The 9295-nt window shown below is 66.3% G+C and carries 11 protein-coding genes; 8 read left to right on the top strand and 3 right to left on the bottom strand.

From position 1 onward, the window contains the following. The 7 genes from G3O00_RS35870 to G3O00_RS35840 all read left to right on the top strand — a co-directional run. The coding region (locus G3O00_RS35870) for a LysE family transporter (protein ID WP_206145818.1) at positions 1–340 on the top strand (340 nt) is incomplete at its 5' end. 234 nt (positions 341–574) lie between these two features. Then, positions 575–1345 carry a ferredoxin--NADP reductase gene (locus tag G3O00_RS35865; protein ID WP_011353501.1) on the top strand — a complete coding sequence of 257 codons (771 nt, stop codon included), beginning with the start codon at positions 575–577 and terminating at the stop codon, positions 1343–1345. 415 nt (positions 1346–1760) lie between these two features. After that, the gene (gene rqpS / locus G3O00_RS35860; protein WP_206145817.1) at positions 1761–2576 is read left to right on the top strand and encodes a quorum system sensor histidine kinase RqpS; all 816 of its coding nucleotides are present in this window, start codon (positions 1761–1763) and stop codon (positions 2574–2576) included. A gap of 7 nt (positions 2577–2583) precedes the next feature. Beyond that, positions 2584–3240 carry a response regulator transcription factor RqpR gene (rqpR, locus tag G3O00_RS35855; protein ID WP_107312671.1) on the top strand — a complete coding sequence of 219 codons (657 nt, stop codon included), beginning with the start codon at positions 2584–2586 and terminating at the stop codon, positions 3238–3240. Between the two features lie 216 nt (positions 3241–3456). Next, positions 3457–4863 (top strand): amino acid permease, encoded by a 1407-nt coding sequence (locus G3O00_RS35850; protein ID WP_011353504.1) that lies wholly within the window; start codon positions 3457–3459, stop codon positions 4861–4863. Between the two features lie 546 nt (positions 4864–5409). Next, entirely contained in the window at positions 5410–5913 is a 504-nt protein-coding gene (locus tag G3O00_RS35845; RefSeq protein WP_011353505.1) for a hypothetical protein, read from the top strand. A gap of 209 nt (positions 5914–6122) precedes the next feature. Next, a complete protein-coding gene (locus G3O00_RS35840) occupies positions 6123–7148 on the top strand; it encodes an XdhC family protein (protein ID WP_041493137.1) in 1026 nt (341 codons plus the stop codon). A 110-nt stretch (positions 7149–7258) separates the two neighbouring features. Here the strand turns inward: G3O00_RS35840 and G3O00_RS35835 are convergent, their stop codons facing one another. Continuing rightward, entirely contained in the window at positions 7259–7993 is a 735-nt protein-coding gene (locus tag G3O00_RS35835; protein WP_174933850.1) for a PepSY-associated TM helix domain-containing protein, read from the bottom strand. 76 nt (positions 7994–8069) lie between these two features. Here G3O00_RS35835 and G3O00_RS35830 point away from each other — a divergent pair, with 76 nt between their 5' ends. Next, positions 8070–8210, top strand: coding sequence for a hypothetical protein (locus G3O00_RS35830; RefSeq protein ID WP_206145816.1), 141 nt, complete (start codon positions 8070–8072; stop codon positions 8208–8210). A gap of 52 nt (positions 8211–8262) precedes the next feature. On the opposite strand, the gene G3O00_RS35825 is transcribed toward G3O00_RS35830, so the two are convergent. Continuing rightward, a complete protein-coding gene (locus G3O00_RS35825) occupies positions 8263–8580 on the bottom strand; it encodes an EscU/YscU/HrcU family type III secretion system export apparatus switch protein (protein ID WP_011353508.1) in 318 nt (105 codons plus the stop codon). Continuing rightward, positions 8577–9295 (bottom strand): flagellar hook-length control protein FliK (locus G3O00_RS35820; RefSeq protein ID WP_206145815.1); only part of this gene is annotated, 719 nt, incomplete at its 5' end. The genes G3O00_RS35825 and G3O00_RS35820, both read right to left, overlap by 4 nt.

The raw sequence follows: 9295 nt of genomic DNA, 5'->3' as shown, positions 1-9295 counted from the left end.
CGACGCGCCCGACGAACGTGCACCGCTGGCCGCGCCGCACGCGCGCGATTACCTGCGCGCGTATCGCAGCGGCCTGTTCACCTGCCTGACGAACCCGAAATCGTGCGCGTTCTGGACCAGCGTGTTCGCGGCGATGCTGCCCGCGCACGTGCCGCTGTGGTTCAACGGCGCGGTGCTGGTGACGATCGGCGTGCTGTCGGCCGGCTGGTATTCGTGCGTCGCGTACCTGTTCGCGAGCCCGCGCGCGCAACGCGGCTACCGGCGCGTACGGCGCCCGCTCGACGCACTGTGCGGCGTGGCGCTGGTCGGCCTCGGCGCGAAACTCGCGGCCGAGCGCTGAAAAACCGAAAGCTGATTGAAACAATTCGTTGCGCCAAATCCGCGCGGCCACGGGGGTCAAGCCCGCGATCCGCGTCAACAGGGTAAAATAACGAGTTCCTCAATCGTCTGTCATCGAGAAGGCGCGTGTCCGACGCGCCGGCCGGCCGATCCACGATCGGGCCGTCGCACTCGGTTTTTTGCCCGTTTTTGGGCCCGTTACTCGCGTTCGCTACGCGCGTCCGTTTTCAAAGCCATGAGCAAATACGACACCGCCACCGTCCAATCCGTCCATCACTGGACCGACACGCTGTTCAGCTTCACCTGCACCCGTGAGGCGAGCCTGCGCTTCAACAACGGCGAATTCACGATGGTCGGCCTCGAGGTCGACGGCAAGCCGCTCGCGCGTGCCTACTCGATCGTCAGCCCGAACTACGAAGAGCATCTCGAATTCTTCAGCATCAAGGTCCAGAACGGCCCGCTGACGTCGCGCCTGCAGCACCTGAAGGTGGGCGACACGGTGCTGATCGGCAAGAAGCCGACGGGCACGCTGGTCGCCGACAACCTGCTGCCAGGCAAGACGCTGTGGATGCTGTCGACGGGCACGGGCCTCGCGCCGTTCATGTCGATCATCCGCGATCCGGACATCTACGAACGCTTCGACAAGGTGATCCTGACGCACACGTGCCGCCTGAAGGGCGAGCTCGCGTACATGGACTTCATCAAGCACGACCTGCCGGGCCACGAGTACCTGGGCGACATCATCAAGGAAAAGCTCGTCTACTACCCGACGGTCACGCGCGAAGCGTTCGACAACGAAGGCCGGATCACCGACCTGATCGCAACGGGCAAGCTGTTCACGGACCTCGACGTCCCGCCGTTCTCGCCGGAAAACGACCGCGTGATGCTGTGCGGCAGCACCGCGATGCTGAAGGACACGACCGACCTGCTGAAGCAGGCCGGCCTCGTCGAAGGCAAGAACAGCGCGCCGGGCCACTACGTGATCGAGCGCGCGTTCGTGGACTGATCGATCCCCCAATTTGCGCGTCATCAAGAACCGGAGCGAAAGCTCCGGTTTTTTTTCATCCCTACTTGGCGAATTCGTAACAAATTGGGATCATCCCATCTCAAATAGTTACATTTGGATACGTCATCGTCCGGTGCTCGGGTGTCAGTGTTTTTCCTACAACACCTTCATTCCGATTATTCACATTTACCCTTAAATGTCCGCCCGACATGACCTTTTCGGAAATTTTGAGATATTATTCGCCGCGCGTGGTTGCCGTTCGGATGAGAGTGGAAGGGTCGGATGCAAGTGTTACAAGACGTAACTTTTGTTACCTCGGCAGGGGGCGATTCTCTGGCGGCGACCGTCATCAAAACGGCCGCCGTTCCACGCAGCCAGCCGGTGTCTGAACCGCTTTCTGACAGCAGGGAGAGTCATGGATACGTCGCTTAGCGCGCCTTTGGGCGCCCACGCCCCGTTCCCGTCGCAACAGCTCGTGCCGGGCTGCGTCGCGACTCCGCCCATTGCCGACGCCGCGTCGAAACGCGGTGCCTCCGCCGCGCGGATCGCAGCGCTGTCTGCCCAATTGCTCGCCGCCGACGAAGCGGCCCGCCGCCATCTGGCAGGCGAGCTGCACGACGGACTCGGTGCCGAATTGACCGCTGCTCGTTTCGCGCTCGCAAACGTTCAAACGTGGCTGCCGGCCGATGCGCCGGAGGGTTGCCTGCGCGCGCTGGCGCTTGCGCAGCAGGCGCTCGACTCCGCGACCGACGCGAATCGCCGGCTGATCGACGAGCGCGACACGCCGGCGCTCGACGCGGGCCTGGTCGGCGCGCTGTCGTCGTGGGCCGACACCCACGCAGCACGCACCGGCCTGCGCACCAGCTTCGTCTGTGCGGCCGACGCACGCCTGACGCAGATCGCCGGCGCCAGCGCGCTCGCGGTGTTCCGCGTCGCGCAGGAAGCGTTGTCGAACGTCGCGAAGCATGCCCGCGCGACGTCGGTCGACGTGCGGATCGCCACCGACGGCACGCACCTGTCACTGATTGTCTCCGACGATGGGACCGGTTTCTCCCGAAGCCGTCGCACCGGCTACGGTCTCGCCGGCATGCGCGCCCGCTGCGAAGCGTTCGGCGGCAGCTTCGAGACGACCACGCCGGACACCGGCCACGGCACACGCGTCACCGCGCGCTTCGCTTGGGATTCGCTGCTCGCGGTGCCCGTCGCGGCCCGCCGCGCGTCGCTTTCGTGAGGTCGTCATGAGCCTGAACATCCTGCTCGTGGACGATCACGCGATCGTCCGGCAAGGGATCCGCCAGCTGCTGATCGACCGTGGCGTCGCACGCGACGTCACCGAGGCCGAGAACGGCGGCGACGCCATGGCCGCCGTCGACAAGCAGGAATTCGACGTGATCCTGCTCGACATCTCGCTGCCGGACACGAACGGCATCGAAGTGCTCAAGCGCCTCAAGCGCAAGCTGCCGCGCACGCCGGTGCTGATGTTCTCGATGTACCGCGAGGATCAGTACGCGGTGCGCGCGCTGAAGGCCGGCGCCGCCGGCTATCTGTCGAAGACGGTCAACGCCGCGCAGATGATCGGCGCGATCCAGCAGGTCGCGGCCGGCCGCAAGTACGTGAGCCCCGCGATGGCCGAGGCGCTCGCCGAATACGTGTCGTTCGAGAACGAGCCGCTGCCGCACGAGAAGCTGTCCGATCGCGAATACCAGACGCTCTGCATGCTCGCGTCGGGCAAGCGGCTCACCGACATCGCGAACACGCTGTCGCTTTCGGTGAAGACGGTGAGCGTGTACCGGTCGCGGCTGCTCGAGAAGATGCGGCTGTCGAACAACGCGGAGCTCACGTTCTACGTGATGAGCAACCGGCTCGTCGACATGGCGCCCACGGCCGGCGCCTGATCTTCCCGCCCCACCCGGTTCACCCGATCCCGCGACGCGGCGCATGCCGCGCCGCCGCCCGCGGCCGTACGCCCGATGCGCAAGCGCTTGTTTTATCGGACGATTTTGTGACGCCCCGCTGCGCTGCAGCGGGTCTTGTGCGCCAAATCGGCTAAAATTACGGGTTTTCACTCAGTCAGCGCTACCGCGCCTGCGCGCGCTGGCGATTCATCCGCAATGTCTCTCTTCCGCAAGAAAAACGTCGATCGCATGATCGCCGGCGCGCATGCCGCCGGGCTCAAGAAAGCGCTCGGCGCGATCGACCTCACCTTCCTCGGCATCGGCGCGATCATCGGCACCGGCATCTTCGTGCTGACCGGGACCGGCGCCGTGCAGGCCGGCCCTGCACTGATGCTGTCGTTCGTGATCGCCGCGATCGCGTGCGGGCTCGCGGCTCTGTCGTACGCGGAGTTCGCGTCGACGATCCCCGTCGCCGGCTCGATCTACACGTATTCGTACGCCACCCTCGGCGAGCTCGTCGCGTGGATCATCGGCTGGGACCTGATGCTCGAATACGGCCTCGCATCGTCGGCCGTGTCGGTCGGCTGGTCGGGCTACCTGCAGTCGCTGCTGCAGGGCTTCGGGCTGACGCTGCCCACCGTGCTGACGGCCGCGCCCGGCGCGGTGCCGGGCGTCGTCACGTGGTTCAACCTGCCCGCGTTCCTCGTGATGATCGTGATCACGACGCTGCTGTCGATCGGCATCCGCGAGTCGACCCGCATCAACAACATCATGGTGTTCATCAAGGTGTCGGTCGTGCTGCTCGTGATCGCGGTCGGCGTGTTCCACGTGACGCCCGCGAACTGGAAGCCGTTCATGCCGCACGGCTGGAACGGCGTGTTCGGCGCGGCGGCCGTGATGTTCTTCGCGTTCATCGGCTTCGACGCGGTGTCGTCGGCGGCCGAGGAAGTGAAGAATCCGAAGCGCGACCTGCCGATCGGCATCATCGCGTCGCTCGCGGTGTGCGCGGTGCTGTACGTGACGGTCGCCGCGGTTGCGACCGGCATCGTGCCGTCGGCCCAGTACGCGAACATCTCGCACCCGATCTCGTACGCGCTGCAGAAGGCCGGCGAGACGTGGGTCGCCGGCTTCATCGATCTCGGCGCCGTGCTCGGCATGCTGACCGTGATCCTCGTGATGAGCTACGGCCAGACGCGCGTGATCTTCGCGATGTCGCGCGACGGGCTGCTGCCGGCGGCGCTGTCGCGCGTGCACCCGCGCTACGCGACGCCGTTCCTGACGACCTGGCTCGTCGGCCTGTTCTTCGGGCTGATCGCCGCGCTCGTGCCGCTCAACGTGCTCGCCGAGCTGATCAACATCGGCACGCTCGCCGCATTCTCGATGGTGTCGATCGCGGTGCTCGTGCTGCGTCGCACCCACCCCGACCTGCCGCGTGCGTTCCGCTGCCCCGGCGTGCCCGTGGTGCCGATCCTCGCAGTCGCGTCGTGCCTGTTCCTGATGCTGAACCTGCAGCCCATCACGTGGGCCGCGTTCGGCATCTGGCTCGTGATCGGCCTCGTGATCTACTTCCTGTACTCGCGTCACCACTCGAAGCTCGCGCACGGTCACCACGACGCGCACTGAGCGCCGCCGTGCCGCACGCGGCACGGTGCGCACCCGCGGGGCCGGATACCGGCTCCGCACCCTCCCCCTCCCTGCCTTCACCCGCCCCGCCGCCACGTTGCTTTTCCTGCAACGATCCGCGCGTCAATTCCCGTTCCTGCTAGTCATTTATCGAATGCCGATATATTCGATTCGGATCGGCATATTAATCGATTAAAAATGTAATTCAATTGAATTGAATATGAATAGAAGAAAATAATCACGCGACCGGCATTGAACTCTTGCATTCGCCAACCTAGTATTCAGGTCGGCCGATCGCATACGCCCGCCCCGCTTGGACCAGACGGGGCACAAGCCGCAGCAGGAGCGCGGCGGGATGCAATCGATTTCATCGAAGCGCCTTTTTATAAAACACAAATTCATCGCGCATTCATAAAAGAATTTTCAGCATCTTTTTAATTAAAATCTTCACGACCGGATAATCCGGCCGAGGGTATTTTATTGCCTCCATCCGGAGGCATGTCGCTGCACCTGTCCGAAGTTCAACAAGAACCAGAGAGGTCTGTCATGAGCAATACATTGGTCAACGTCACGGCGAAGGTCGAAATCAGCGCGGCCAACCAGACGATCGCGGGGCTCAGGGATTATCAAAGCAAGAACTGGGCGATCGGACTGAACGGGGATACGCTGGCGCCGGACGGTTTCCTGACGTTCTTCACCGAGCGCAACCTGCCGTTCAGCTACTACGTTCGTGCGCGTGGCGTGTCGGTCGGCGAACCGAGCGCATACCAGGCGAACATCGAGACGCTGACGCAGCGCATCGCCGCGATTCGCGCGTCGGAGACGAACCAGGTCCAGGCGACGATCCGCGAGCTCGAGCTGTACAAGTCGCGGAACTGGGCAATCGGCCTGAACGGCACGACGCTGCAACCGGACAATTTCCTGCCGTTCTTCGGCACCCGCTCCGTGCCGTTCGAGTACTACGTGCGCAGCGGCGGCGTCGAGCTCGGCTCGCCGAACGCGTACGACAACAACATCCGCAACCTGACGCAGTACCTGGGCTCGCTCTGATGTAGCGACCCGCCGGGCGGAGGCGTCCGCCCGGCGACCTGCCGGCGGCCCGCCACAGGCCGCCTTGCCCGCCTTCCACGTCGCTCCGCTTGTCCCTTCCCCGTTTTGCGCCTTCCCTGTCGCCTGCACGCTTGCCGTGGCCGGTTCATAATCGCGCCATCAAACGGCGGCCCGCATCGGCGATGTCGCCCGGCAACAGGAAGAAGATGATGGAAAGCGTCGATCTCGATGTATTGAAATCCAGCGCGCGCTGGCTCGACGAAGGGCGCCGCGTGCTGCTCGTGACGGTCGTGAAGACGTGGGGCTCGTCGCCCCGCCCCGAAGGCGCAATGCTCGCGGTGCGCGAAGACGGGCTCGTGGTCGGTTCCGTGTCCGGCGGATGTATCGAGGACGACCTGATCGCCCGTGTACACGCAAGCGGAATCGCGGCCGACGCGCGCCCGGAAGCACTCAAGTACGGCGTGACGGCCGAGGAGGCGCATCGCTTCGGGCTGCCGTGCGGCGGCACGATCCAGCTCGTGCTCGAGCCGCTCACGCGCGACAGCGGGATTGCCGCGCTGTGCGCGGAAGTCGAGGCCGGCCGCCTCGTCACGCGCACGATGACGCTCGCGACCGGCCGCGCATCGCTGTCGCCCGCGCAGGCGGCCGACGGGCTCGCGTTCGACGGCGAACGGCTCGTGACGATCCACGGGCCGCGCTACCGGATGCTCGTGATCGGCGCCGGCCAGTTGTCGCGCTATCTGTGCCAGATCGCGGTCGGGCTCGACTACCAGGTGACGGTGTGCGATCCGCGCGAGGAATACACGGATGCGTGGGACGTGCCGGGCACGCGCGTCGTGCACACGATGCCCGACGATACGGTGCTCGACATGAACCTCGATGCGCGTTCGGCCGTGATCGCGCTCACGCACGATCCGAAGCTCGACGATCTCGCATTGATGGAGGCGCTGAAGACGCCCGCGTTCTACGTGGGCGCGCTCGGCTCGCGGCGCAACAACGCAGCGCGGCGCGAGCGGCTGCGCGAATTCGACCTGAACGAAGCGGAACTGGGCCGGCTGCACGGGCCGGCCGGCATCTACATCGGCAGCCGGACGCCGCCGGAAATCGCGATCTCGATCCTCGCCGAGATCACCGCCGCGAAGAACAACGTGTCGCTGCCGACGATCCTGCAGGTCGAGGGCGCGAAGGCCGCACGCGAGATCGCGGCGAACAGCGGCGCGGCCTGCGGCCTCTGATCGCGATCGACGCCGGCGCTCGGTCGCGCCGGGTATGCGTCCGCGACGGGCGAAGCGGACGAAGCCAGTGAAACGACACGCGCCGGCGCCAGGCCGGCGCGTGCCGCCGATCAGGTCAGGCCGGCGGCAAGCGCCGCGGCGACCGAACCGACCACCAGCACGACGCCGACCGTGCGGCGCTTGTTCAGCTCGGTCCACAGCAGCACGCCGGTCAGCGACAGCAGGATCAGCGAGCCCGCGATCGTGTCCATCAGCAGCACCCAGCCGAGATTCATCCCGACGCCGCGATGCAGGTTGTTCAGCGTCGTCAGGAACGTGTTGCCCGTGCGCTTCACCGCGACGTAGCCGTTGCCGACCCAGTATTCGGCCTGCAGGTTCTGGTGCGGGCCGAACAGGCCCATCTGCCAGTGCTCCGGCTGCATCACGCGTTTATCGCCCCACGCGACGGGCTGCGCGGGTTCCTTGCGCATGCGGCCCGGCTTGCCGTCGAAATGCAGTTCGTGCTGCAGCCACTTCGTCATCGCGGCGGGCGTCTTCGGCGCCGGATCCGGCAGTGCGATCTGCATCTCCTCGACCTGCGGTTCTCCGGTCGAAATCTTCAGCGGCGGCGCGCGGTGGTTGAGCAGCACGCCCGTCACGCCGAACAGCAGCCCGAGCACCGCGCCCCACAGCCCGACCCAGCCATGCACCTTGCGCAGCCACTTGATGAAGGTCGCGCGGCGCGAACGCTGGCGGCGCGCCGCCAGTTCGTCGTCGCCCAGCGGGCGGGCCGTCGGGTGCAGCACGGTGACGCCCGCGCGGGAAGTACCCGTCTGGGGCGGATTGATCGTTTCGGGCGCGTTCACGCGAGAGTTTCCATTCGTTCAAAACAACGGGCGGCGCGCAAAGCGTGCGCGCCGCCCGAGCAGCATGAAAATGAGAATGGATATCATTACACAAATTGATTGCCGGCTCAATCCGCCCGGTTATGTGGCGGCCAGCCCGACAACAGGGGGAATTCAGACGAAGCAAGCACGTTGCGCCGTGATGCCGGCCGATAAGAGAAGAATATCGACAGAATGACCTTGCAAGGTCAAGACGGCATTTCGTAAGAAATCGCGCGGTGCCGAGCCGTTCAGCGCAGCGGCGGCAGCGGAAAGCGCGGTGCGGCGTCGTCCGGCGCGGGCTCGGTACGGTCGAGCGAGTACAGCCACGCGAGCAGATCCGCGACCGCCTGGTAGAGCTGCGGCGGAATCCGGTCGTCGAGGTCGACCTGCATCAGCAGCGACACCATCTCCGGCGCCGTATGCACGTACAAGCCGGCATCGTGCGCACGCGCGACGATCATCTCGGCGAGCGCGCCGTAGCCCTTCGCGACCACGCGCGGCGCCGCATCGCCGCCCTTCGGATCGTAGACGAGCGCGGCCGCGCGCTTGCGGGACGTCATGCTCATGACAGCGCCTCGTCGTCGGTATCCGGCGCACGTGTCGCCGGGCCGCTGGTCGACGTCGACGCCGAACCGCGCGCATATGCGGCGGCGGCCGCCTGGGCCGCAAACAGGTCGAAGCCGTCCGGGCCGTCGTCGACCGCGCGGATCGACAGCCCGCCCACCTTGAGCCCCGACACTTCGAGACGCTGCCGCAACGCCGCCTCGTGCCGTGTGAGGCGGTCGGCACCCGCCTGGTTCGCACGCAGCCGCGCGACGAGCTGCGTGCCGTTCAGCACCAGCTCCGCGTCGACCGTGCCGAGCGACGGCAACGTCAGCGTGAGGCGCGTGCGCCAGGCGATGCCGTCGCCCGTATCGACGTCGCCGCGCGGCGCACGGTTGCCCGGATCGTCGGGCTCGATCGTCCAGTCGAGCCGCGCGCCGGGCCATGCCTCGCCCGCCCAGCGAAACTGGTCGGTCGCGAGCGCGTCGAGCTGCTGCCTGACGAGCGGCACGGCGGCCGGATGCACGGTCGCAAGCGTCTGCGCCTGCGAATCGGACGACGCGGTAGCCAGTTCGGCCCGCGCGGGCGTCCAGCGCGTATCGGCACGCTCGCCGAGCAGATCGGCCGTATCGGGCGGCAGCGACGCGCCCTGCCGCGTGCCTGCCGGCAACGCCTGTGCAGGATCGCGAGCCGACGCGCCGCCCTGGGCCGGCGTACCCGGCCGCGCAAAGGCGAGCA

The sequence above is a fragment of the Burkholderia sp. Ac-20384 genome, assembly GCF_017104605.1.
In the GTDB taxonomy this organism is placed as follows: Bacteria; Pseudomonadota; Gammaproteobacteria; order Burkholderiales; family Burkholderiaceae; genus Burkholderia; species Burkholderia lata.
Note: the sequence above shows the minus strand (reverse complement) of the source record. Positions and strands in the feature narration are given on the sequence as shown.

What these genes read in the sequence shown, in the direction of transcription:
- G3O00_RS35845 (WP_011353505.1), top strand. Translation starts at nt 5,410, where the DNA reads ATGAGCAATACATTGGTCAACGTCACGGCGAAGGTCGAAATCAGCGCG.
- G3O00_RS35850 (WP_011353504.1), top strand. Translation starts at nt 3,457, where the DNA reads ATGTCTCTCTTCCGCAAGAAAAACGTCGATCGCATGATCGCCGGCGCG.
- rqpR (WP_107312671.1), top strand. Translation starts at nt 2,584, where the DNA reads ATGAGCCTGAACATCCTGCTCGTGGACGATCACGCGATCGTCCGGCAA.
- rqpS (WP_206145817.1), top strand. Translation starts at nt 1,761, where the DNA reads ATGGATACGTCGCTTAGCGCGCCTTTGGGCGCCCACGCCCCGTTCCCG.
- G3O00_RS35825 (WP_011353508.1), bottom strand. Translation starts at nt 8,580, where the DNA reads ATGAGCATGACGTCCCGCAAGCGCGCGGCCGCGCTCGTCTACGATCCG.
- G3O00_RS35865 (WP_011353501.1), top strand. Translation starts at nt 575, where the DNA reads ATGAGCAAATACGACACCGCCACCGTCCAATCCGTCCATCACTGGACC.
- G3O00_RS35830 (WP_206145816.1), top strand. Translation starts at nt 8,070, where the DNA reads ATGGATATCATTACACAAATTGATTGCCGGCTCAATCCGCCCGGTTAT.
- G3O00_RS35840 (WP_041493137.1), top strand. Translation starts at nt 6,123, where the DNA reads ATGGAAAGCGTCGATCTCGATGTATTGAAATCCAGCGCGCGCTGGCTC.